Source organism: Cesiribacter andamanensis AMV16, from assembly GCF_000348925.1.
Lineage (GTDB): Bacteria > Bacteroidota > Bacteroidia > Cytophagales > Cyclobacteriaceae > Cesiribacter > Cesiribacter andamanensis.
On sequence record NZ_AODQ01000028.1, the window covers coordinates 1 to 22,596 of the forward strand.

Below are 22,596 nucleotides of genomic sequence, written 5' to 3' on the forward strand. Positions count from 1 at the left end.
CCCCTTCATCTACTGACAGCATCACAAAAGCGATCTTATCGGAGCCCACCTGTAAAGGCGTTGGATGTTGGGCATTTCAGCCACACAGGGCGGACACCAGGTGGCCCAGATGTTCAGGAAGATCACCTTGCCCCGCAGGCTCTCAAAGGCTACGGTATTGCCCTCCAGGTCTACCATCTGAAATCCACTGCCTGCTACTTCGGCCGCTGCCGGAGCCGGGGCATTGGGTTCGGCCGCAACTGCTTCGGGTACCTCGGCCTGGCGCAGGCCGGTAGCCAGCAACAGGCGCTGCACCTGCCCAATGGCTTCGGTATGCAGGCCTGTGATGTACAGCAGGCCAAAGATGGTTAGCGTTACCACCCAGCTGGGTATCTTTTTTATGGAGAATTTTTTCTTGCTCATGTTCGTGTTCTTAAACGTATAGTACCGGCATGGCTTGCCGCTAAGTTCCTAAAATTACAGTTCTACAGTGATAAATCCCTGCGCCTGCAGCTCAAACATATGCGTAAGGCCGTTGGGGATGATCTCTACCCCCTCTACCAGGCTGGCCGGATCGATGGTGAATTGGGTGAGCGACATGCCGCAAATTCTGTAGGTAACACCCGCCGCTTTCCCTTTTTGGATCTCCTGCTCCATAGCGCTGCCCTTTACAAAGGCCTCTACCGATTTGGCGCAGGCCATCACCACAAACTGCTGGCGCTGGTAGGTGCTGGAGGGAGTAATGGCTTCGGCCGTATTTACGGCCGCTTTTACATGGTTGGGCTGGCTGATCAGCACCGCATAGTTCTTAGCGCTTGTAGCAGGAGCGCTTTTTTCTGCAGCAGGGGTAGCCGTTTGTGCGGGCAGCGCAGTAGGAATACAGGCGGTGAGGGTGAGCAGGCCAATCACCAGCGCTGCTACGTAGTTCTTATGGTTATTCTTTGTTTTCATGCTTGTGATTTTTCGATGATGGAGCCACTGGTCCAGTCCGTACCAGACCGATCCATTGGCGATAAAAAAGAGTAAAATACCCCCTAGGGCAATGTTCTTGAAAAGTGGGCCGCTGCCTTCTGCCGCCACCTGAATGGTAAGGGTAATGGGGATCAGAATGGCCAGCAGGCCAGCGGCCGCCAGCCTGGTTATAAAGCCTGCCAGCAGGGCCAGGCCTCCGATCAGCAACCCAATGCCTGCCAGCATAACGAGTGTTTCGGCAGGGGCCATCCAGGTAGCCAGGTCGCCCAGGGGAGCTTTTTGGAGCCGTGCGCTTGGGCCGGCCGTGTCAAACAGGTGGTTAAGGCCTGCCATGATAAAGATAAGGCTGCCCATCAGGCGCAACGCCAGATAGGATATTCTTTGAAGAGGGGTGGATTCCATAGTAGTTAGTTTTTTCTTAACAGCTTGATGCAGGTCACCAAAAGCCAGTGCCCATGCAATCAGAAAAAGTCGGCAGCAGGCCTGGGGCCGGGGCTGCCGTACACGCAGCCGCCGCTCCAAAAGGGGATGCCGCTGCTACTGTATTAAGAAAAGCGTGGAGGACGGGGCTCCAGCTCCAGAGCAGGAGCCGTCAGATGGGCCCTGTAAAAGCTTCCGCTCCGGGTAGCACGTACAGGGGGTATCAGGCAAAGTGCTTCGGGCTGGTGCACAACGGCTACCAGCAACTGGCTGCATACTGATGCCGGCACAGATCCGGCCGGTGCAGGATCCTGATGATGGTGCTTCAAGCATTTACGCTTGGTACAGGGTTTTTTGGCCCCTTTGCTGCTTTTCTGGCAGCTGCTGCTCCCTTCCAGCTGTGTCGCAGCTGTAGGCATAGCATCCTTTAGTGCTGCTCCCTGGGGCACGGCGCCCGTATGCACGGCGCCCGTATGCACGGCGCCGGTGGGCACCGCGCCGGCGTGCGCCGCGCCAAAGAACAGGCTGCTCCCAGGCAGGCTGCTGTTTATGCCACGACCAGGCCCACTGGTTGGCAGACCTGCCTCAGTGGGCAGCGCAAACAGCAGAAAGGGTAGGACAAACAGAACCAGCAGGTAGGACTTCATTTTTTGGATTGACCAGCTACGATAGTGAAAGGGCAAGGTACAAAAAGCCAGGATTCAGGTCTGTGACTTTAGTCACACAGGGGCGGCTTCATCACTAACTTCCAGCAGCAGCTAGAAGCTTATTTGTGTGATAAGGTTCAGGTTGTGAAAATTGGTCCGGTAGTACATCTCCTCTACCGCCAGCGCATCAGTGGGGGAAATCCTGCCAATGTAGAGCAGGCGAAAACTCAATCCTTTCAGGGCTGGATTGGCCGGCTGGTAACGCAGGTCGCTTACCCAGCTCCAGTAGCTGACAGTGCCGTATTTATTGAACCGGTACTCTTCAGTTGCGGGGGTCCAGCCCCTAGCCAGGGCCAGCTCCAGCAAAAAATGCTCCGATAGAGTATATTTGACTTTGGCTACCAGCAGATTAGCCTTCCCCAGCCCTTCCATGCGGCCCCGGGGCAGGGTGGCAAAGAACTGCTCCCGCCCCCATTCCCGGGGAAACAGAAAGCGCCCTCCCCTGCCAATATGCAGATAGTTAAGGGAGAGCTCCCAACTTCCGGGCGTATAGGCCAGGCGGCTTCCCCCCAGCCACTGCTGCTGGTCGGGAAAGTAGGCCAGGCTGCTTTCGGGATTTCCGCCAGTGCCTACCCGAAACTGGTACAGACCCTCCAGGCCCAGCGACACCTGAGAATGTAAAGGCCATTGGCTGCGGCCATAGGTAGTATTGGCGATGTTTTCAATCCAGTAATTCCAAACGTCAGCCTCCAGCCCCTTTAGTAGCTTGCTCTGCAGTCCCGCCACAGCCACCCCCCTGCTCCGGGTCTGATGGCGGTAGGCCGAGGGGTTTCCGGCCACATCCACCCCGGCTGCATAAAGGCCAATGCTTTCGGCGGTACTAAACCAGGAAACAGCGCTTCTGGGAGACACATGATCGAACCAGGCCAGGTGCAGTGCAGCCTTCTTCCCCAAAGGTGCCTCAAGGGCGATTCCCTGAAAAGAATACGGTTTCATGCGTGTATCCTGCGGATTCATCAGGGGAGAAGAAAAGCTAAAGCGCCCTCCCCTTACCAGCAGATGCCTGTACCTATACTCGAGGTAGAGTTCATCCAAACGGTCCAGATCAGTACCGTTTTCAGGATCTTCCAGATCAAACAGCTCCAGCTCCAGTCTGGGGTATTTGCCCGTTATGGGGTCTCGTTCACTCATGCCCGATGAAAAAAGCCGGTAGGTAAACAAGCCGCCAATACCCAGCCGAAGCCCTTTGTACGCAGCCGTTTGGTAGGCAAGGCCGGCTCCCAGCGCATTGGCGTAATTGTCAGAAAGCTGCCGGTAATTCCAGCTGGCCATAAAGTAGTTACGCACATGCCCGTGTACGCTCCCCCTGGCAAAGAAGTCTTTCAGGCTTTTGATGCTGCTGGTATCGGCTGCTGCCGGGGGGGTGCCGGCGGCAGGATGAGCGTCTTGTGCCAGGGCTATGTGCCAGCTCCCTAAACTAAGTAAGGCTGCCAGTAAGAGAAATGATTTCATAAGGGCGGTTGCATCGGTTGCTTCAGCACCTCATCGGCCGAAGTAGCAGCAAAATTGGGGCGCCCCTTTAGCATTTACAGTGACATTGGTTACACAAGCTTGTGCATTTCACTAGTCAGGCCCATTGGCCAGAAGCTAAAAAAGCCCTGACTCAACATCCGGGCTTTTTCTGAAAACAGAGGTTTGCTTACTGCAGCACCAGTTCAGGAGTCGCCAGACTACAGTTGTTCATTTCCTGACAGGCCACGGAATAGGTTTTGTAGCCGCCATCCAGGTTTTTTACGGCAAAGCCCCACTCCTGCAGGATGCGGCTGGCCAGGTAACCCCGCAGGCCGGCATGGCAGTAAATGTAAATGGTTTCCGCTGCGGGCAGCTCGGCCAGCCGGTCCCGCAGCTGGTCCAGGGGAATGTGTACAGCCCCTTCAATAAAGCCCCCCTCCAGCTCCTTTTTCTCCCGTACATCCAGCACAAACGCACCGGCTGCAGCCAGGTCCCTGATCTGGTGCCACTGAATGGTGTCTACCTCTCCTTCCAGCATGTTCTGGGCCACATATCCCAGCATGTTTACCGGATCTTTGGCCGAGGAGAAAGGGGGTGCATAGGCCAGTTCCAGCTCGGCAAGGTCCCATACGTTCAGGCCGCCTTTAATGGCTGTTGCCAGCACGTCGATGCGCTTGTCGGCGCCCTTTTCGCCCACGGCCTGGGCACCGAAGAGCATGCCATCCTCAGGCGAGAACAGCAACTTTAGGGCCAGGGGTTTGGCACCGGGGTAGTAGCCGGCGTGGGAGTTGGGGTGGATGTGCGCTGTCAGGTAGGGCACACCCCGCTTCTGCAGCACTTTTTCGGTATTGCCCGTAACGGCCGCCGTAAGGTCAAACACCTTGGCAATGGCCGTACCCAGGGTACCCTTGTAGGGGGTAGGCTTGCCCGAAATGGTATCGGCCACAATGCGGCCCTGGCGGTTGGCCGGCCAGGCAAGGGGTACAAAGCAGGCCTGCCCGCTTACCCAGTCCTGTACCTCTATGGCATCGCCCACGGCATAAATATGGGGGTCGGAGGTCTGCAGGTACTCGTTTACCCGGATGCTGTTGCGGCTGCCCAGCGCCAGGCCGGCTTCTTTGGCCAGGCTGCTTTCGGGCTGCACGCCCACAGCCATCACCAGCATATCGGCCGCCAGCTCGGTGCCGCTTTGCAGCACCAGCCGGCTACCCCCTTCTTCAACCGCTTTCAGGCCATCGCTCAGATACAGGGCTACCCCTTTGGCACGCAGGTGCTGCTGTAGAATGGCGGCCATCTCAACATCCATGGCCTCCATTACCTGGGCCGAAAGCTCTACCAGGCTTACGTGTATGCCCAGCTGGTGCAGGTTTTCTGCCATTTCCAGGCCAATAAAGCCTCCACCCACCACCACGGCTCGTTTAGGTTTCGCTTCCGCTACATAGGCTTTGATCTTATCCGTATCGGGTATGTTGCGCAGGGTAAACACAGTACGGGCATCAGCCAGACCCGGGATGGGCGGCACAATGGGTTTGGCGCCCGGCGACAGGATGAGCGTATCATAGGATTCGTCATACACCTCTCCGCTCAGCAGGTTCTGGATGCTGACGGTTTTTTCGCTGCGGTTGATGCGCAGTACTTCGCTAAGGGTGCGAATGTCCAGGTGAAAGCGCCTGGACATGCCCTCTACGGTCTGCACCAGCAGCTTTTCCCGCTTTTCAATAGCCCCGCCAATGTAGTAAGGCAGGCCGCAATTGGCAAAGGAGATGTGCTCGCCCCGCTCCAGCAGCACGATATGGGCTCCTTCATTGAGGCGCCGCAGCCTGGCCGCTGCCGTGGCCCCGCCGGCTACCCCTCCTACAATCACAATTTTCCTGGATTTCATGCGCTAAATATGATTTTTTTTATACTTGTGCTTTGCTGATTTGTCTGCAGATTTACCCCTTCAAGGGGACTTCGTTAGCGGACAATGCAAAACTCCGGCGGATAGATGGAGAAAAACATGATTCCCCTCAGCCGATGGCATGACCCTTCTCAGGGATTTTAAAAAGGGCGGGAGCAACAGGGCTTGTGTAACAAATATCACTGAAGCGGGCTTATCACTTCACTACTTTTGTGTAAAATTCAGACACGCACATGGAAGTTATGACTATTCTGGGATGGATCTCGGCCATCATCATTGGCATCAGCCTGGGGCTGATCGGCGGCGGAGGCTCCATTCTTACCGTACCGGCCCTGGTGTACCTGCTCAGCGTTAGCCCGGTGCTGGCAACGGCCTACTCCCTATTTGTGGTGGGCGCTACCTCGCTGGCAGGCGCCTTTTCTTTTATGAGAAAGGGGCTGGTCAACTACAAGACCGCTGCCGTATTTGCCACCCCCTCCTTTATCGCCGTGTACCTGACGCGCAAGTTGCTGGTGCCTGCCATCCCCGACACCCTATTTACAGTAGGTGATTTTGTGATGACCAAGAACATCGGCATCATGGTTTTCTTTGCCCTGATCATGCTGGCAGCAGCTTTTTCCATGATGCGGAATGGCGCCAAAGCAGATAGCCAGGAAGAGAAGGAAATCCAGTACAACTACCCCCTGATCGGGCTGGAAGGCGCCGTTGTAGGCGTACTTACCGGGCTGGTAGGCGCTGGCGGGGGCTTCCTGATCATCCCCGCCCTGGTATTGCTGGCCAGGTTACCTATGAAAATGGCCGTTGGCACCTCGCTGTTGATCATCGCCGTAAAATCCCTGATTGGATTCCTGGGCGATATTGGCAACCAGCCCATCGACTGGACCTTTATGCTGCTCTTCACCGGCCTTTCGCTGGTGGGTATTTTCATCGGCAGCTGGCTCTCCACCAAAATTCATGGTAGCCACCTGAAGAAAGCCTTTGGCTGGTTTGTGCTGCTGATGGCCCTCTATATCCTGGCTAAGGAACTTCTTTTTTAGGCAGCGCTCCAATGTGACCTTTGTCACTGTGCAGGCCACAGGCCAGGCGTACCTTTGTACTGTCATAAGAAAGCAACAAAAAATCAAAACAATAGCATCATGAAGATCAAACAATTCGAAGACAAGGGACTGGCCCATTTCGGCTATGCCATTTTAAGCGAAGAGAAAAAGGAGATTGTACTGGTAGACCCTGCCCGTGATCCCCAACCGTACTATGACTGGGCCGAGGCAGAAAGCGCCAAAATCGTTGGGGTGATCGAAACTCACCCGCATGCCGACTTTGTAAGCGCGCACCTGGAGATTCACAAAACCACCGGCGCCACCATTTATGTGAGCATGCTGGTAGGCGCCGATTACCCCCACCAGGCCTACGACGATGGCGATGAGATAGTACTGGGCGAAGTGAAACTCAAAGCCCTGCACACTCCCGGCCACTCGCCCGACGGCATCAGCATTGTGGCAGAAGTGGATGGAAAAGATATAGCGGTGTTTACCGGCGATACGCTCTTTATTGGGGATGTAGGCCGCCCCGACCTGCGCGAAAAAGCCGGCAACATCATGGCCAGGCGCGAAGAACTGGCCCGCCAGCTATACTACAGCACCCGCGAAAAACTAATGACCCTGGCCGATGATGTGCTTGTATACCCGGCCCACGGCTCCGGCTCACTCTGCGGCAAGGCCCTCAGCGATGCCCAAAGCAGCACCATAGGCGCTGAGAAAATAGGCAACTACGCCCTGCAGCCCATGTCGGAAGAAGCCTTTGTAAAGGTACTGCTGGAAGACCAGCCCTTTATCCCCAAATACTTTGGCTACGATGTAAGCCTGAACAAGCAGGGCGCCCCTGCCTACCAGCCCTCCCTGACCGGCGTTAAGCGTCTGGACAAGAACTTTACGCCTGAGGCCGGTGCTGTTATTGTTGACGGACGCCCGCAGGAGCAGTTCAAGAAGGGGCACCTGAAGGGCGCCATCAACATCCAGAACGGTGGCAAGTTTGAAACCTGGTTGGGCAGCATTGTAGCCCCCACAGAGAAATACTACCTGCTAGCCGGCTCCGAAAAAGAGCTGGAAGAGCTGATCCGCAAAGCGGCCAAGATTGGCTATGAACTGCTGATCGCCGGCGCCTTTGTGTACGACAAGCAAGGGGGTGAAACCAGCGAAGGATTTGACAGAGCACGCTTTGAGAAGAATCTGCAGGATTACACCATCGTAGACATCCGCAACAGCAGCGAAACCAAGGCGGGTAAATTCTTTGAGGGAGCCATAAACGTACCACTGCCCGAACTGCGCGAACGTGCCAGTGAGATTCCGACTGATAAGCCGGTGGTGGTACACTGTGCCGGTGGCTATCGCTCTGCGGCAGGCAGCAGCATTCTGGAGAGCCAGCTGCCCGTACCGGTACTGGACATGAGCGAGGCGGTAAACGAGCTGAAACTGCAGAAATAGATCCCCGAAAGGCACCTGCATGCGGGTGCCTTTTTTACTATCCAGTGCCCTACCCCCTTTGCCAACCAGACCGCATGTAGCGCATCAACCCGCTGGCATTAGGTGACGTAAGTCACTGACCAGGCTCTAGGAAGGGGCTATCTTTAGATAAATAAAATCATAATGCGATGTTCAATCTGTTTAAAAGCAAGAAAGCGATGAAGTATAAAAATATTGGCGCAGAAGAGCTGAAAAAGCTGCAGGAGGAGAATCCCGATGCCGTAGTGCTGGACGTACGCACCCCTGGCGAAGTAAGGGGCGGCAAGATCCCAGGCGCCACTACCATTGACATCATGGACCGGAATTTTGCCAACCGCATCGAAACCCTGGACAAGGACAAGCCTTACCTGGTCTATTGCCGCAGCGGCAACCGAAGCGGCCAGGCCTGTTCCTACATGGCCGAGCGCGGCTTTACCAGGCTCTATAACCTGAACGGCGGCATCGGCAGCTGGCCCTACGAGCTGCAGTAAAAATCACTAGATTACTAAGCAGCAATGTAAGAACTGCCTGCTCCGACTGGGGGCAGGCAGTTTAATTTAATGGTAGTGAAGTAAGCTGCTCATCGCTGGTGCGAGCGTTTCGCTCGTATGCCCTTTTAATTTTCAAACACTATGAAGTACGAGCTGTACGCTCACACTAGCCCAATTCTGCTTTCAGCCGATGCGGGTAGATCCGCCAAACCCAGACCCCTCCCCCTTCTGTGATTTTTATCACTGTATACCCCCTGAGCAGTGTCTACTTTTGCATTAGCATTCAGGAGAATCCTGCAAAAGCACCTCAACCCAAGCATTTGTTCTATGAAAAAGATAGTAGTACCTACCGACCTTTCCGAGCTGTCGGGCTATGCCCTGACGCTGGCTCAAAAATTTGCCCGCCAGAGCGGAGCCGAAATTCTGGCGCTTACGGTGGTGCCTACCCCTGCCGACGCCGTTTTTACCCGTGATGGCGAGCTGGCTGAGGACGAAGATTTTGACCTGGCCACCTTAAAAAAGGAGATGCAGAAAAGCAGGGAACGCCTGGCCGGCTGGATCAGCCAGTCGGGCATTGCTGCCACCCCCATTGTAAAAGCAGGCAACTTAACCGACCAGATCCTGCACTGCACCAAAAAGGAAGGCATTGACCTGGTGGTGATGGGCACCCACGGGCTTAACGGCCTGCGGGAGCTGATTGCCGATTCTGTAACCGAGCAGGTGGTGCGTCAGTCGTCCGTGCCGGTGCTGTCACTCAAATGCGACCGCTCCGATCTGGAGATCAAAAATATTGTACTGGCCAGCAAGTTTGATGCCATCACCCCCCGGCAAATCGGGTTTATCAAGGAACTGCAACAGGCTTTTGGGGCCACCATTCACCTGCTACGCATTGTAACCCCCTCCGACTTTAAGTCCAGCCGCTACCTGCAGGAGCATATGGAGGCTTTTGCTGCGGCAAACGGGCTTACCAACGTAGCCCACCACATCTGGGCTGATAAGGATGTGGAATCCGGCATCTTACATTTTACTCAGGATAGGGGAATGGACATGATCTGCATTGGTGTTGAGAAAGACAAGCTCAGCAAGCTGTTTCAGAAACACGTATCTTCAGCCCTGGTCAACCATGTATTTTACCCGGTACTGACCTTTAAAATATAACATAGCACTAAACTACCCTATATATAATGTTAGAATTTGTAAGCCAACCCTGGCCCTGGTACGTTGCCGGGCCGCTCATTGCCCTCACCATGTTTTTACTCTTATTCTTTGGCAAGAACTTTGGCGTATCCAGCACCCTGCGCACTGGGTGTGCCATTGGCGGGGCCGGAAAGATCAATGATTTCTTTGATTTCAACTGGAAGAGCCAGATCTGGAACCTGGTGTTTGTAGGCGGTATGGTGGTAGGGGGCTTTATTGCCGCCACCTGGCTGCAGCAGCCCGACCCCATACCCCTGGCGCCCGATACCGTGCAGAAGCTGCAGGAGATGGGCATTACCAATCCGGGCGAGGAGTATCTCCCCAGCGAGATCTTTAGCTGGGAGGGGCTGTTCACCCTGCGGGGCTTTATTCTGCTCGTAATAGGGGGCTTTCTGGTAGGCTTCGGTGCCCGCTATGCCGGTGGCTGTACCTCGGGCCATGCCATCAGCGGCCTGAGCGATCTGCAGCTGCCATCCCTGATTGCGGTAATTGGCTTCTTTATCGGCGGCCTGCTGATGACCTATCTGTTCTTACCCCTAATTCTGCAGCTGTAATCGCTTGCTGCGGATCTTTGAGACAAAGAAATGGGCATAGGGTAAAGTGAGGGGCCTCTTTTGTTCCAATTCACAATACACTATACCCTATACATTCCACACCCTTATAAACTGACAACTACCCCATGAAATACATACGTTTTGCTCTGATTGGCATTTTCTTTGGCATTATCATGACCAAATCGCAGGCCATCTCCTGGTACCGTATCTATGAGATGTTCCGCTTTGATGCCTTCCACATGTACGGCATCATTGGTTCGGCCGTAACCCTGGGCGTCATTGGCGTGGCGCTGATCAAAAAGTACAAGCTCCGGTCAACCGACGGCACCCCCATTACTTTTTCACCCAAGGACATGAGCATTCCACGCTACCTGTTTGGGGGAACGCTCTTTGGCCTTGGCTGGGCCATGACGGGCGCCTGCCCTGGCCCCATGTACACCCTGATTGGCGGGGGCTTTTCGGTGATTCTGGTAGTATTGGCCAGTGCGCTGCTGGGTACCCTGGCCTATGGCATGCTCCGAAAATGGCTGCCTCACTAATAATATGGACTATTGACTATGGACAATGGACTGGGGACAATAGCCTATAGACAATGGACAATGGACGGGGGATCGTGGACAAGCGATACAATAAGCTCTGAGTCAGATGCTTGCAAAGGAGTGACACTTGTGTTGGATAGTATGATCTAATAGGAATACCCCCTCCATACTTAAAGCCCATTGTCCCCAGTCCATTGTCTAATATCAATTGTCTATAGTCCAATTACCCCTGCAGCACCGGGAGGATTTCCTGCGGACTGGAGCTGGAAGAAAGAGCATCAAAATCTCCTTTTAAAACCTTCAGTGCTACTTTTTCCCGCTCTATCTCCCGACGGTTCCTGAACTTGAGCGCCCGGAAGACTGCCAGGGGCGGGCACCAGCCCTGCAGGCTGTGTTGGAGCAGAAAAGAAGCCACCACACCCGGCAGAATCAGCCAGCGCTTGTCTACCCATGTGCCCAGCAGCACCCCTGAAATGGTAAAGCTGGCAGCCGTGGTGGCCAGGGCCCGTTCCAGGTCCCACTCTCCGTTGAGCTCGTCAATGCGCTGCCGGATAGCGGCTTTTGAGGCGCCGCTGTAGCTGGCCACCTGCGCTTCTATCTGCTGATCGATCTGGCGATTGATCTTGTCGGGGGTGCTTTCTCGTACACGGTCTTTGGTTTCCATAAACACTCTTTTATAGCGGAACACCAAAATAGGGCAATGGTTTGTCCGCATAAATTCCGAATTTGACCCTATGCCTGTTACACCTGCGCACCCTCGACCGCTACAAGAGTCCCGCCAGCCCATCCGGTTGGGCCTAAAGGAAAACTGGCAACAGTTTGCCCTGCTGGTGCTGGTCAATGTATTCGTAGGGGGTATGGTGGGCCTGGAGCGCACGGTGGTGCCCCTGATTGGTACAGAGGTATTTCAGATCGGTTCTGAGGTGGTGATCTTTTCCTTTATTATTGCCTTTGGCGTGGTAAAGGCGGTTACCAATCTGGTCTCGGGCTTGCTGGCCGACCGCTACACCCGCAAGCGAATCCTGATCCTGGGCTGGCTGGTGGGCATACCGGTGCCCTTTCTGCTGGGCTGGGGCCCTTCCTGGAACTGGATTCTGCTGGCCAATGTGTTGCTGGGCATCAGCCAGGGGCTGGCCTGGTCCATGACGGTGAACATGAAGATAGACCTGGTAGGCCCTCGCAAACGGGGGCTGGCCATGGGCCTGAACGAAGCAGCCGGCTATGGGGCCGTGGGCCTTACGGCTCTGCTTACCGGCTACCTGGCGTCGGCCTACGGCCTGCGGCCCGAACCCTTCTACATCGGCATTTTCTATACCGGGGCGGGCTTGCTTATCTCCTGGTTTCTGGTGCGCGACACACGGGCACACGCTCAGCTGGAGGGTCGCCAGATCAGTAAAACCAGCGTTGGCGAAAAAGCGCATACCCCCAAAACACACTGGGTCTTTGCCGAAACCAGCTGGCGCAACAAAACGCTCTTTTCCGTATCGCAGGCGGGACTGGTCAATAACCTGAACGATGGCATGTCCTGGGGCGTATTCCCCCTGCTGTTTGTCTCCGCTGGCGTTGGCCTGGAGGGGGTAGGCTGGATCAAGGCCATTTATCCGGTAGTGTGGGGCGTGGGCCAGGTGATTACCGGTCCGCTGTCCGATCGCATTGGCAGAAAGCCCCTGATCGTCTGGGGCATGTTTTTGCAGGCGCTGGGGCATGTTGTCATCGGGCTGGGCATGGCGCATCCTTTTGCGGCCGGTATGCTGGGCTCGGTGCTGCTGGGCATGGGCACCGCCATGGTGTATCCGGCCCTGCTGGCGGCTGTCAGTGATGCGGCCCACCCCAGCTGGCGCGCTTCTTCGGTAGGGGTGTATCGCTTCTGGCGGGATATGGGCTATGCCGTAGGCGCCCTGATGGCGGGGGTGGTGGCGGCTGTATTGGGCCTGGAGTGGGCCATACATGCGGCAGGGCTGCTCACCTTTCTCTCCGGTGTGCTGGTCTGGCGCAGCATGCAGGAAACACTGCCCGGGCGCTAAGGCATCATGGCCGTGGGGAACAGCCGCAGGTAGAGCTGTGCGCTTAGCGGCAGGCTCCCGTAGTACGGATGCAAATCGCTATCCCCCCTAAAAATGCTTAGCTGTGCCCCAAGATGCGTTTTTACGGTTCCGATTTTCAGCAGCTGGCGGTTAGCACCAACCGTAAGGGCATGAATGCCAAAAATAGCATCATGGCCGAATTCATCCTCTTCAAAACCCAGCTCCTCGGCCGACTTCTGTAGCCATTCATAGCGTGCATAGAGCGCATAAGTATTGCGCTGCAGGTTTGACTCCAGCAAAACCGAATGTTCCTTGTGGTTGGCATCTACCCAGTTATAGCCCCAATTGAGGGTAGTGGTCCAGAAATGATCATCGCCCGCCAGTTTTTTGCCATAGAGCACAGAGGCCGTACTGCGATACACATCCTCATCGGGCTCAATGGATTCGGGGCTTTTTACATAGGCCGTTGACGCCTGCAGGCTCCACTGCGGGCTGGGGTTGTAGGTAAGCCGCAGGGCCCGGGAATCAAAACGCGGTTTGTCAAAATCATACCGCTGTTCGTCGGGCTCCCGGCCGGTAAAAGAGGAGCCTTCAATCTTGAGATTGCGGTAGCGAAAGCCCAGCGTAGCCACCCCAAAGGTAATGTGGGTAGCATCCTGCCAGTGGTGGCCTAAAGGGGAATCAGGGTTGTTAAGGGCGGAAGGGCGGTGCATAAAGGCTACATTGCTGAGGGCGGGCTCCCCGGGATAGCCCAGATACAGAAATATATCTGCCTCCGAAGAGAGCATATGGGTATAGCCGATGGATAGCTCACTAAAGAGATCGTGGGGGTGCTGCCGGTCTATCAGGGGCTGGTCGTTATAGGTTTCCCCGGTCTGAAACAGCAGTGGGTACCCATTGCCACCCACCGTCAGAGGATCTAAGGAAATCATGGCGCTGAAGCGAAACAATCCCCTTGCGCCTACAGGACGCTGGCCCATCAGCATAAACCAGTTTGGCACATCAAACTGGGTATCCCCTCGCTGGCCCTTTTCAAAAACGTCCTGCTTGTTGTAGCGGAAAAATACATTGTAGTGCAGCATAAACATCCACTCCCGGGCATGGAACATATTGCCGTACATGGGCGATTCGTCGGGCAGCCAGCCGGTTCCGGAGGCATTCCGGGTCATGGGGAGGTTGCGGGAGAAGGCGTGTGACATAGGCGTGCCCTGATGCTGCATCTGGCCATGTTGCTGGCTGGCCTGCTGCAGGTGTTGAGTAGTATCCTGCTGCTGTTTTTGTTGATGCTGCTGATGTCCCTCATGCTGGGCTGCTAAAGGGAGGGAAAGGATCGTCAACAGGAGCAGGCTTGATAAAAGAATTTTCATGCTCATAACCAGTGGTGAATTTGAAAAAATAGGAAGCAATAGCCGTGTTAACGCTTAATTTGCCTTTTCAGCAGCTGTGCATTAATGGCGACAATGATGGTACTCAAAGACATGAGCGCTGCACCCACAGCCGGAGAGATCATGATGCCCTGCTGATAGAGCACCCCTGCTGCCAATGGTAAGGCAATGATGTTGTAACCGGTGGCCCAGATCAGGTTCTGGATCATTTTGCGGTAGGTGGCTTTGCCAAAGAGAATCAGCGAGGCAATGTCCTGCGGGTTGCTGTTTACCAGGATGATGTCGGCTGTTTCGGCGGCCACATCGGTACCGGAGCCTACCGCAATGCCCACATCGGCCTGGGCCAGGGCGGGGGCATCATTTACCCCATCGCCGGTCATGGCCACAAATTCTCCTTTTGCCTGCAGCTCCTTTGCTTTTTCCAGTTTTTCGTGTGGCAGCACATTGGCCATATACCCATCCATGCCAAGGGCCTGGCTTACACTTTTGGCTACCCGCTCGTTATCGCCAGTGATCAGCAGGTTTTTGATGCCGTTTTCTTTCAGCACCCGAATGGCCTCTGCCGATTCGGGCCGGATCTGATCCCGAAGGGTGATGTAGCCCACTACCTGGCCTTCTATCATCACGTAAACAACAGTCTCTACGCCTTCTTCGGCGGCATTGGCAGGAACGGCTATGGTATATTCTTTGATGTAGGTAGGACCTACTACTTTAATATCCTTACCTTCTACCTGGCCTTCCAGGCCTTTGCCGGGCAGGTAGTTGAATGATTGAGAGGGAGGTACAGTTATGCCTTCTTCCTTTGCCTTTTTCAGGATTCCCAGTGCAATGTAGTGCTCGGAGTTTTGCTCAACGCCAGCAGCCAGGCGTAGCATTTCCTGTTTGCTGATCCCTTCTCCGAAGGTGACCACTTGCGCCACGGCATGCGATCCCTGGGTAAGCGTACCGGTTTTGTCGAAGAGGATGGTCGTGATGTTGCGGGAATTCTCAAAGGCTGTTCTGTTGCGGATCAGCAGTCCATTCTTGGCCGATACAGCTGTAGAGATGGCTACCACCAGGGGGATGGCCAGGCCCAACGCATGCGGACAGGAAATCACCATCACGGTGACCATGCGCTCCAGGGCAAAGTCCAGTTCGGCTCCGGCAATGAGCCAGGCAGCAAAGGTGATAAACCCAGCCGACAGGGCTACATAGGTAAGCCACTTGGCGGCACGGTCGGCCAGGCGCTGGGTTTCTGATTTTGTCTTCTGTGCCCCCTGCACCAGATTGATGACCTTTTTCAGGTAGCTTTCCTCACCGGTATGCTCTACCTGTACCTGCAGGGAGCCATTGCCGTTGATGGAGCCGCCGATTACTTTATCTCCCCCTGTTTTCTGCACCGGTTTGCTTTCGCCGGTGAGCATGCTTTCGTTCAAATAACTTTCCCCCTGGGTTACCAGGCCATCAGCTGGCACTTTTTCGCCGGGCTTTACCAGAATTACATCGCCCTTTTGCAACTCCCCGATCGGGATTTGAAGGATTTGTCCCCCACGGATCACATGGGCGGTGGCGGGCATCATGCTTACGAGCAACTCCAGGGCTTTGGAAGCACCCAGTACGGATTTCATTTCAATCCAGTGCCCCAGCAGCATCACCACAATCAGGGTGGCCAGTTCCCAGAAGAAATCCATGCCTTCCAGTCCAAAAGCAACGGCCGTGCTGTAGACATAGGCCACCGTAATGGCAACGCCAATGAGCGTCATCATGCCGGGAGATCCCTTTTTCACCTCTTCTACCAGTCCTGTCAGAAAAGGCCAGCCCCCGTAGAAATAGATGACAGAGGAAAGACCAAAGGCGATGTAACCGGCATAAGGCACCTCAAGCTCAAAGCCCAGGATGTGCTGCACCATGGGGCTTAGCAGGATTACCGGGATGGATAGGATCAGGGAGATCCAGAAGCGGCGCTTAAAATCCTGGATCATCATGCGGTGATGATCGCCATGGGAATGGCCCCCATGCTCTTCGTGCATATCGCCGTGCCCGCTATGATCTGCTGGCATGTCATGTCCCTGATGCGTGGGATGTGCCCCATGCCTGGGATGCGCTGCTGGCCTATCTTTAGGGGTATCACCTAACTTTTCTTTATCCGGAATAGCCTGTTCGTGCGCATGCAGCGTTTTTTCCGCCAGATGGTCCCGGGTCCTGTTGACTTGATCGTTGGCCTTTTCCTTAGGCCTGTGATCGTGGTGATGTGAGTGGTCCATATATAAAAAGTTTTATGAACGGCAGGGCAGCATAAAAAGCTCAATGAGCTATTATTATGAATCCATTTATGTTCAAAAAGTTATGATGCTTTGCCTGGAGCCAAGTTAGCCAAGTATCTGCTTGTACTATTTATAGAACTTTGTAATGGATGTATATCTTTTTACTATCAGCAAAAGGCAGCGTGGTCTAAGGTCGCAGGTTTCTTATTATGTACTAGTCTTGGCTTTTTTCAGCATATTTGCGCCGGCAGTTTATAGAATCATCCATGAAAAAGTTAATGATCATTGCAGCGGCAGCAGTACTGTTTAGTGCCTGCCAGGGCGAGCCGTCCGGCTCCGAACAAGCAGAGACTCCGGCTGAGCATCAGCATCCTACCAGCGCTCCGGAAGCGGGTTCCGCAGAATCTGGTGCGCAAAAGAAAGCTTTGAGTCCTCACACCAGCGCCATGGCCATGGTGGGCGGAGCGCACATTCATATTGATTACAGTGCCCCCAGTGTACGCAACCGCATGATCTATGGAGGGCTGGTTGCCCTGGATGAAGTGTGGGTATCGGGCGCGCATAATGCCACCTGGCTGGAGACGGACAAACCCCTCAAAATTGCAGGGAATACCCTGCCTGCAGGAAAATATGCCCTTTTTACCATCCCCTCGGCCGGCGACTGGACGGTGATCTTTAACCGCAACTGGGACCAGCACGGCAAGGATGAGTATGAGCAGTCGGAAGATGTGTTTCGCTTTACCATAAAGCCAGAGACCCTGCAGGAATCTAAGGAGCAGCTTGCATATGAAGTCAATAAAGTAAGCGAGACAGCAGGCACTATTTCCCTGGCCTGGGAAACCAAAAAGATCAGCTTTCCTTTTGAAGTGGTCCAGTAAGCTACGTTACTTTTAGTAAAAAGAGGCTGCTAGTGAAGAAATTCCGTAGCAGCCTTTTTTATATACCAGCGGGTAATAAAACCGGTTAACTATCTGATCGAAAACACCTGGAGCGCTTTGATGATTATTAGTTCCGCTATGGAAGATGGTGCGGATGTCAGGTGTGAGTGGGGGAGATAGTTGAGTTTGCCCGCTTTTCCATCTGCATCATATCTACAACCAGCCCTGCCCAGGTAAACTCTTTGGCACCATAGCCTTCGCCGGTAAAGGGGTTATAGTATTCTCTAAAGCCACTTTTCCCGATGAGCGTGCGAATGCTTTCTACCAGTTTTGTTGCCTCTTGCTGATGCCCTTTTTCCAGCAGGAACTGATGCAAGAACCAGTTATGCACAATCCAGGTAGGCCCGCGCCAGATATATTTTGATTCTGTGGGGTTAAAGGCAGCTGCATTTTTAGCCAGGGAGGGGAGCGGAAAGGGGGTGTCAAATTCACTTCCGTCTATCAAATGCTGGCCGATTACCTTTTTTGTTATTTCATTGGGCATGCCCTGGAGCACTACCGGATAAAAGATGGTAGGGGTAAGCACCCTGATTTTTTATTGTCTTTTCCCCAGGTGTCCAGGAATGCTCCCAGATCACTGTCATACATAATGGACAGGATGCTCCCTACCACCTTTCCTCCCAGGGAACGATACCTGGCAGCATCCGGATCCGCTACGGCCTTGCACAAATCAGCCAGGGCAAAGAGGTTTTGCGCATAAATGGTATTGAAGCCAACTTCCTTCACCAGAAAATAGCCTTTCCGGTAAATCTTCTTAAGATTATACCCATTGGCAAAATTTCGGAAGTCTACCCCAACATACCGCAGGAATAACCGCCAGTCTCCTTTACGCTGCGGCATGCCCAGGGCAACATCAAACGTGGGCTTAAAGTCAATGCCGGATTCAAAGGGAGAGATAATCGTAATCAGGCCATCCCCCTCAAAGTCACGATTGTGGCTTACCCAGTCAAAGTACTTCTTAAGCTTTGGCAGCATGCTGCTTAAAAACGCTGTGTCTCCGGTATTTTGATAAACTTTAGCTACCGCCTGAGCCACCAGGGGAGGCTGTATCAAGGCTGACATGTGCTCCCGGAAAAAACGCCTGCCCAGCCTTGGGTTTAGCTGAAACACATCGGTGCTTCGGCCAGGCTGCAGGCGGTCCCAGTATATCATATGTCCCACAAAGCCGTCCTCCTCCTGCAGGGCAAACAGGCTGGTGAGGTGTTCCCTGGCCATATCGTGCTCGCCCAGGGCACTGAAAATGAAGACATGAAAGCAGGTATCCCAGAAGAACTGAAAGGGGTAGCGCCCGGGAGAAGGCTTGGTATAGTGAAACTGTATGTTCTTTTCCTGGCTTTGCCCCTTGATCATGTTTTCGTGCAGCAGCTTACGTACTCTTTCAAAAAGCTCCTGATCTGATACAGAAAGGGTTGTTGTCTCTGTATGTGTAGTAGACCTAGCCCGATCTCTATTTAACATACTTATCCCAAAAGCCGTAGTTCTCCGTTTTAGGTCCTCTTGGCATTGCCAGTGCTGCAACCAGCAGGCCAGCAAGCGTGCCGATAATGTTCAGCATCAGGTTTTCACTGTTTACCAGCCATGGCCCTACCGCTACCACCAGGCCAAGCAGAATGTTCAAGTAGCGGCCAAAGCGAAGTACTTCGCCCATACAAATCACTGAAACCACCACAATGAGTGCACCGCTAAGGTGGAAAATATCCGAAGGCGTAGCCTGTATATCAAAGCCCAGCAGTCCTGGAGCAAACATAAGCGCTAGGCCAATGAGGGTAGAGACGGTTAAGGTCCAGGGAAAGCTCATGCCCCAGATAGAAGCTTTGTACACCTTTCCGGGCATCTGGGGAAACTGCATTAATGTAGGTGAGCGCTCGTCTTTGTTCATCTCAAAGGGCTTACCGCCTTTCCAGAATACCTCCCAGAGGTTATCGCCTCGTTTTTTCGCCTGTTTCATATGCTGAAACATGGCCACTACTTCATCGGCTTCCAGCGGGATCATCGGCAGCATAATGGCTGCTGCCAGCAGGCAAAACGTACACCAAGCACCTACCATTACTGGCTGGGAGATCACCAGAAAGATGTGCACCAGCCCTAAGGGAATTACCAGAATGCCGAACACCGCCACCATCCAGGGCATGGTGCGCCAGCGGCTGGGGCTGCCCATAAAGCCCATCAGGAACTCGAAGGTATAGGCCAAAGCACCCATAGCGCCGTCGGAAATAAACAGGGAGTGCGACATCTTGGAGTTAAGCACCTGGCGGGTACCTTCGCCAAAGAAAGGATCCCAGGCGTGGTCGATGTAGCCCAGCTGAAAAGCCCCCAGGTAGCGCGAAACACCCCAGCCCGCAAAGGCCAGCACAATCATGATCCAGCGCTGCGGCCAGCTGGATGGGTTGTAGCTCCAGCCAGGGGGTATTTCAGAGCCCATTTTCATGTACATGATCATATTAGGCATGCCCGGTATCAGGATGGTAAGGGAGATGACCAGCATGCCTATAAGCGTGTTGTTCAGATAGCCAGCTGCCGTTGGCGACCAGAACAGCACCGGGGCAATAGAGAGCCAAATACCGATAAAGCAGCAGATCCAGAGACTGATGGGCCGGTTGGGCGTAAGGGAGCGCCAGCCAAAGAAGATCAGCCCCAGGCCACTTAGAATGTCGCTCCATTTCATGAACTGGATGCGCTGCTCCAGCGAGAGCCAGAGATCCCGGCCCCCACTGGGATCTACCGTCCCTTTGGCATAACTAAAAGTTAATGGCGAAAGCAGCATCCACACCCCAGCATGATAATGGCCCAGTAGATCCAGAGTGTTTGCATGTGATGCATGTGCAGCATGTTCTGGCGCATTTCCGGGTCCATCTTCATGCCGCCGCCCTGCTTATCCTTGTGTGCACCTTCCGGATGCTCATCCTCCCGGGAATGCATCTCCTGCTGGTGCTCCCTGATTTGCTTTTCGGCCATGGGGCGGCTTACCCCACGCATGGCCATGCCCCCTTTATTCCCCTTTTTATCGTGAGAATCTTTGTCCTGATGCTTCATGCTTGAACGGCTAAAAAATTCATGAATTGGCTTCTGTAGCGTAAGAAGAAAAGCACTGACCCCTAAGTGGCCAGTGCTTTCAATCAGTAAATACTGCTTGTTTTACATACGGGCACCGGCATAGCTGCGGCAGGCTTCCTCGCACTCGCGGCAGGCACGGGCGCATTCCTGGCAATGGTCGTGCTTATGCTGTGCGCATTCATCGCCGCACTGGCGGCAAATATCAGCACAGAGCTGCAGAATAGCCCCTGCATTATCCGAATGGGAGGCAACAAAGCTGGAAGCTGTATGGCAAATTTTGGCACAATCGCGGTCCAGGCGAATGCAGCGGACCATCATTTTCACATTGTCTTCATCCAGACAAGCATCTGCACACATTTCACAGGCGGCAGCACACTGGGCCAGTTTTTGAAGCAATTCTCTATCGTGAGCCATGATTAAAAAGTTTTAACGGTTTAAAAAATCAACTATATTTTTAACGCGCTCATTGGGGTTGTGTTTATGAAATGCAGGGATAGATCGTCTAAATGCTGTACAAGATTCTGCTTTTTATGTATGAAAAAAGGATGGTAAAGGCCTGATGTTAGCGAATGATCGCTATAGCTGGTCTAGAAACTTGCGGTTTGGCTTTTGCAATGCTTTGTATTCAGAAACAGATTTGCCTGTAACACTCTTAAATTGAGTTGATAGGTAGTGAACACTGCTGTACCCAAGACGTGCAGCTATCTGGCTCAAGGTCAGCTCACCATATTCCAGCAACTCCTTTACACGTTCTATTTTTTGAAGCACCAGATATTTTTGGATGGAAATATGCTTAGCCTTGGAAAATAATCTGCTAAGACACGTATAGTTGATGCCCAGGCTTTGGCTTAGGTAAATAGATAAGGTTTCATTACTCCCATTTTCAAGCTGATGAATATAATCGAGCAGGGCGGTTCTGATCTTTTCAAGAGTGATCTCATCTTTTCCCTGTATGTATTCAAATCCTACCGCTTCCAATGCTTTTCTGATCCTGGCCGTGTCTAAACGAGCTGGTTGTACGATTTCTGCATAACCCAGTTCCACATGTACTACCTGCAGGCCGGCACGGCGTAAGCGTTCCTTTACTACCATAATACATCTGGGGCAAACCATGTTTTTAATATGAATCCTGGTCTTGACCATGGTGAGAGTAAGTGATTCCATGCGTGTTACTTACATAACTGTCTTATGGCGGGGGGGGGTAGTACAGCGCATACGTGCTGCTATCATTAGATAAAGCCTGTATCAAAACAATTGTTGAAAAACAGAGCAAAAAACACCAATTGCTATCTACAATGCCTGGCTCAAATCTGAAAACATACCCTTGCCTTTTGGTTCTAGTACTCTACCTTGTTAGCCGTATTGAATGTTGATCGAATTCCACAGGCTAGAAAGCAGTAAAAAAAATAGCCCCCCCTGAATCCGAAATTGACCAGCTGGTCTACCAGCTTTAGGGTCTGAGCCAGCAGGAAATTTAGCTGGTAGAGGGGGCGGTGGGCTAGCTCTCCTTCCCAACCAGTCCGGTTAGGGGGCCTGGCGTGGCCACTGCTTTTTTGCTACCTTCCGGGTGTGGCCCGGCAACACTACCTGGAAGACCTTGATTTTCTACTGCGCTTCTGGAAGGCCGAAGAATATCCTCCAAAATCCACCCTGGTTCTTTCTTCATAAAGGAAGGGAGTGGGTTTCCTTTGTGCCTGTCGGCAGTCTGCCAGGAAAAAAGCATTCTGCCGCAGGACTTAAAAAAGGGCTGCAGCGGTCGTGTTGCAGCCAGAAGAGCCTCTCCGGGTTTGGAGAGGCCGGTCCACTCACAAAGAAAAAGGCCCGAACCGGGTGGAAGGAAGGCACAGGTCCGGGCCTCTGGGATCTAGTTTAAAAAATCAGCCAAACGGAGGTTAAAAAATACTAGGATCTGCTGTGGTACAGGACAGATACCGGGCCAGAAATAGTGTCTCTGCCCTAAAATGCCCGTAGGGCCAGGCAGGGCCCCATTTTTTTGATTTACTTTTTTGTGCTAGCCAGAGTTTCGCCGCAGAACACTCCCATTTTGATAATATCTTCCCCTTCTGATAGCTTTACAGACAGCATACAGCCAGTAGCAATGCCCAGTAAACAAAAGCGCATTGACAGCATTCCCGGGAAAGAAAGCGAAAAAAATCATATAAAATCCATCCTTCTAGTTGCACTCATGGCCTCTGCCTGAGTATATTGTTTTTTCAGCCTCCGGCGCTGAAAGTACTTTTTAA

At 53.4% G+C, this 22,596-nt stretch carries 22 protein-coding genes; 8 read left to right on the forward strand and 14 right to left on the reverse strand.

Annotated features, from left to right (window positions below; all coding sequences use genetic code 11):
* Positions 1-21: 21 nt before the first annotated feature.
* The 5 genes from ADICEAN_RS07170 to ADICEAN_RS07190 form a co-directional block, all read right to left on the reverse strand.
* Positions 22-402 carry a TlpA family protein disulfide reductase gene (locus tag ADICEAN_RS07170; protein ID WP_009194897.1) on the reverse strand — a complete coding sequence of 127 codons (381 nt, stop codon included), beginning with the start codon at positions 400-402 and terminating at the stop codon, positions 22-24.
* A 54-nt stretch (positions 403-456) separates the two neighbouring features.
* Positions 457-1,353, reverse strand: coding sequence for a DsrE family protein (locus ADICEAN_RS07175; RefSeq protein ID WP_009194898.1), 897 nt, complete (start codon positions 1,351-1,353; stop codon positions 457-459).
* 143 nt (positions 1,354-1,496) lie between these two features.
* Positions 1,497-2,018 (reverse strand): hypothetical protein, encoded by a 522-nt coding sequence (locus ADICEAN_RS07180; RefSeq protein WP_040396469.1) that lies wholly within the window; start codon positions 2,016-2,018, stop codon positions 1,497-1,499.
* 111 nt (positions 2,019-2,129) lie between these two features.
* Complete coding sequence (locus tag ADICEAN_RS07185) at positions 2,130-3,530, reverse strand: OprD family outer membrane porin (RefSeq protein WP_009194900.1); 1,401 nt, start codon at positions 3,528-3,530, stop codon at positions 2,130-2,132.
* Positions 3,531-3,717: 187 nt separating this feature from the next.
* Complete coding sequence (locus ADICEAN_RS07190) at positions 3,718-5,412, reverse strand: FAD-dependent oxidoreductase (protein WP_009194901.1); 1,695 nt, start codon at positions 5,410-5,412, stop codon at positions 3,718-3,720.
* A 251-nt stretch (positions 5,413-5,663) separates the two neighbouring features.
* On the opposite strand from ADICEAN_RS07190, the gene ADICEAN_RS07195 reads away from it, so the two are divergent.
* The 6 genes from ADICEAN_RS07195 (at position 5,664) to ADICEAN_RS07220 (ending at position 10,709) form a co-directional block, all read left to right on the forward strand.
* On the forward strand, positions 5,664-6,467 hold the full coding sequence (locus tag ADICEAN_RS07195; protein WP_009194902.1) for a sulfite exporter TauE/SafE family protein: 804 nt from the start codon (positions 5,664-5,666) through the stop codon (positions 6,465-6,467).
* A 99-nt stretch (positions 6,468-6,566) separates the two neighbouring features.
* Positions 6,567-7,910, forward strand: a complete 1,344-nt coding sequence (locus ADICEAN_RS07200; protein WP_009194903.1) for an MBL fold metallo-hydrolase — start codon at positions 6,567-6,569, stop codon at positions 7,908-7,910.
* Positions 7,911-8,077: 167 nt separating this feature from the next.
* Positions 8,078-8,419, forward strand: coding sequence for a rhodanese-like domain-containing protein (locus tag ADICEAN_RS07205; RefSeq protein ID WP_009194904.1), 342 nt, complete (start codon positions 8,078-8,080; stop codon positions 8,417-8,419).
* 327 nt (positions 8,420-8,746) lie between these two features.
* Positions 8,747-9,577, forward strand: coding sequence for a universal stress protein (locus tag ADICEAN_RS21005; protein WP_009194905.1), 831 nt, complete (start codon positions 8,747-8,749; stop codon positions 9,575-9,577).
* Positions 9,578-9,603: 26 nt separating this feature from the next.
* The gene (locus ADICEAN_RS07215; protein WP_009194906.1) at positions 9,604-10,170 is read left to right on the forward strand and encodes a YeeE/YedE family protein; all 567 of its coding nucleotides are present in this window, start codon (positions 9,604-9,606) and stop codon (positions 10,168-10,170) included.
* 125 nt (positions 10,171-10,295) lie between these two features.
* Positions 10,296-10,709: a DUF6691 family protein gene (locus ADICEAN_RS07220; protein WP_009194907.1), complete on the forward strand. Its 414-nt coding sequence runs from the start codon at positions 10,296-10,298 to the stop codon at positions 10,707-10,709.
* Positions 10,710-10,932: 223 nt separating this feature from the next.
* Here the strand turns inward: ADICEAN_RS07220 and ADICEAN_RS07225 are convergent, their stop codons facing one another.
* On the reverse strand, positions 10,933-11,373 hold the full coding sequence (locus ADICEAN_RS07225) for a DUF2892 domain-containing protein (protein WP_009194908.1): 441 nt from the start codon (positions 11,371-11,373) through the stop codon (positions 10,933-10,935).
* Between the two features lie 70 nt (positions 11,374-11,443).
* Between ADICEAN_RS07225 and ADICEAN_RS07230 the strand changes: the two genes are divergently transcribed.
* The gene (locus tag ADICEAN_RS07230; protein WP_009194909.1) at positions 11,444-12,733 is read left to right on the forward strand and encodes an MFS transporter; all 1,290 of its coding nucleotides are present in this window, start codon (positions 11,444-11,446) and stop codon (positions 12,731-12,733) included.
* Here the strand turns inward: ADICEAN_RS07230 and ADICEAN_RS07235 are convergent.
* Entirely contained in the window at positions 12,730-14,100 is a 1,371-nt protein-coding gene (locus tag ADICEAN_RS07235; RefSeq protein WP_152426343.1) for a TonB-dependent receptor, read from the reverse strand. The two genes, ADICEAN_RS07230 and ADICEAN_RS07235, sit on opposite strands and share 4 nt — an antisense overlap.
* Before the next feature lie 47 nt (positions 14,101-14,147).
* Positions 14,148-16,361 carry a copper-translocating P-type ATPase gene (locus tag ADICEAN_RS07240; protein WP_009194911.1) on the reverse strand — a complete coding sequence of 738 codons (2,214 nt, stop codon included), beginning with the start codon at positions 16,359-16,361 and terminating at the stop codon, positions 14,148-14,150.
* 266 nt (positions 16,362-16,627) lie between these two features.
* Between ADICEAN_RS07240 and ADICEAN_RS07245 the strand changes: the two genes are divergently transcribed.
* On the forward strand, positions 16,628-17,239 hold the full coding sequence (locus tag ADICEAN_RS07245; RefSeq protein ID WP_040396472.1) for a DUF2911 domain-containing protein: 612 nt from the start codon (positions 16,628-16,630) through the stop codon (positions 17,237-17,239).
* A 157-nt stretch (positions 17,240-17,396) separates the two neighbouring features.
* On the opposite strand, the gene ADICEAN_RS22985 is transcribed toward ADICEAN_RS07245, so the two are convergent.
* From ADICEAN_RS22985 to ADICEAN_RS07270, 6 genes are all read right to left on the reverse strand, one after another.
* Positions 17,397-17,825 carry an MGH1-like glycoside hydrolase domain-containing protein gene (locus ADICEAN_RS22985; protein WP_040396473.1) on the reverse strand — a complete coding sequence of 143 codons (429 nt, stop codon included), beginning with the start codon at positions 17,823-17,825 and terminating at the stop codon, positions 17,397-17,399.
* Positions 17,795-18,649 carry an MGH1-like glycoside hydrolase domain-containing protein gene (locus tag ADICEAN_RS22990; protein ID WP_009194914.1) on the reverse strand — a complete coding sequence of 285 codons (855 nt, stop codon included), beginning with the start codon at positions 18,647-18,649 and terminating at the stop codon, positions 17,795-17,797. Before ADICEAN_RS22990 ends, ADICEAN_RS22985 begins: the two co-directional genes overlap by 31 nt.
* Positions 18,650-18,746: 97 nt before the next feature.
* On the reverse strand, positions 18,747-20,063 hold the full coding sequence (locus ADICEAN_RS07260) for a vitamin K epoxide reductase family protein (protein WP_009194915.1): 1,317 nt from the start codon (positions 20,061-20,063) through the stop codon (positions 18,747-18,749).
* The gene (locus ADICEAN_RS23190) at positions 20,045-20,332 is read right to left on the reverse strand and encodes a hypothetical protein (RefSeq protein ID WP_009194916.1); all 288 of its coding nucleotides are present in this window, start codon (positions 20,330-20,332) and stop codon (positions 20,045-20,047) included. Before ADICEAN_RS23190 ends, ADICEAN_RS07260 begins: the two co-directional genes overlap by 19 nt.
* 102 nt (positions 20,333-20,434) lie before the next feature.
* Positions 20,435-20,767 carry a four-helix bundle copper-binding protein gene (locus tag ADICEAN_RS21835; RefSeq protein ID WP_009194917.1) on the reverse strand — a complete coding sequence of 111 codons (333 nt, stop codon included), beginning with the start codon at positions 20,765-20,767 and terminating at the stop codon, positions 20,435-20,437.
* Between the two features lie 162 nt (positions 20,768-20,929).
* A complete protein-coding gene (locus ADICEAN_RS07270; protein ID WP_051068811.1) occupies positions 20,930-21,517 on the reverse strand; it encodes a helix-turn-helix domain-containing protein in 588 nt (195 codons plus the stop codon).
* Between the last annotated feature and the right edge of the window lie 1,079 nt (positions 21,518-22,596).

Coding starts and splice junctions, on each gene's coding strand:
- ADICEAN_RS23190 (WP_009194916.1), bottom strand. CDS start 20,332: ATGAAGCATCAGGACAAAGATTCTCACGATAAAAAGGGGAATAAAGGG.
- ADICEAN_RS07225 (WP_009194908.1), bottom strand. CDS start 11,373: ATGGAAACCAAAGACCGTGTACGAGAAAGCACCCCCGACAAGATCAAT.
- ADICEAN_RS07175 (WP_009194898.1), bottom strand. CDS start 1,353: ATGGAATCCACCCCTCTTCAAAGAATATCCTATCTGGCGTTGCGCCTG.
- ADICEAN_RS07170 (WP_009194897.1), bottom strand. CDS start 402: ATGAGCAAGAAAAAATTCTCCATAAAAAAGATACCCAGCTGGGTGGTA.
- ADICEAN_RS07235 (WP_152426343.1), bottom strand. CDS start 14,100: ATGAAAATTCTTTTATCAAGCCTGCTCCTGTTGACGATCCTTTCCCTC.
- ADICEAN_RS07195 (WP_009194902.1), top strand. CDS start 5,664: ATGGAAGTTATGACTATTCTGGGATGGATCTCGGCCATCATCATTGGC.
- ADICEAN_RS07270 (WP_051068811.1), bottom strand. CDS start 21,517: ATGGAATCACTTACTCTCACCATGGTCAAGACCAGGATTCATATTAAA.
- ADICEAN_RS07215 (WP_009194906.1), top strand. CDS start 9,604: ATGTTAGAATTTGTAAGCCAACCCTGGCCCTGGTACGTTGCCGGGCCG.
- ADICEAN_RS07220 (WP_009194907.1), top strand. CDS start 10,296: ATGAAATACATACGTTTTGCTCTGATTGGCATTTTCTTTGGCATTATC.
- ADICEAN_RS07260 (WP_009194915.1), bottom strand. CDS start 20,063: ATGCTGCTTTCGCCATTAACTTTTAGTTATGCCAAAGGGACGGTAGAT.
- ADICEAN_RS07245 (WP_040396472.1), top strand. CDS start 16,628: ATGAAAAAGTTAATGATCATTGCAGCGGCAGCAGTACTGTTTAGTGCC.
- ADICEAN_RS07205 (WP_009194904.1), top strand. CDS start 8,078: ATGTTCAATCTGTTTAAAAGCAAGAAAGCGATGAAGTATAAAAATATT.
- ADICEAN_RS07240 (WP_009194911.1), bottom strand. CDS start 16,361: ATGGACCACTCACATCACCACGATCACAGGCCTAAGGAAAAGGCCAAC.
- ADICEAN_RS21005 (WP_009194905.1), top strand. CDS start 8,747: ATGAAAAAGATAGTAGTACCTACCGACCTTTCCGAGCTGTCGGGCTAT.
- ADICEAN_RS21835 (WP_009194917.1), bottom strand. CDS start 20,767: ATGGCTCACGATAGAGAATTGCTTCAAAAACTGGCCCAGTGTGCTGCC.
- ADICEAN_RS07185 (WP_009194900.1), bottom strand. CDS start 3,530: ATGAAATCATTTCTCTTACTGGCAGCCTTACTTAGTTTAGGGAGCTGG.
- ADICEAN_RS07180 (WP_040396469.1), bottom strand. CDS start 2,018: ATGAAGTCCTACCTGCTGGTTCTGTTTGTCCTACCCTTTCTGCTGTTT.
- ADICEAN_RS22990 (WP_009194914.1), bottom strand. CDS start 18,649: ATGATCAAGGGGCAAAGCCAGGAAAAGAACATACAGTTTCACTATACC.
- ADICEAN_RS07230 (WP_009194909.1), top strand. CDS start 11,444: ATGCCTGTTACACCTGCGCACCCTCGACCGCTACAAGAGTCCCGCCAG.
- ADICEAN_RS07190 (WP_009194901.1), bottom strand. CDS start 5,412: ATGAAATCCAGGAAAATTGTGATTGTAGGAGGGGTAGCCGGCGGGGCC.
- ADICEAN_RS07200 (WP_009194903.1), top strand. CDS start 6,567: ATGAAGATCAAACAATTCGAAGACAAGGGACTGGCCCATTTCGGCTAT.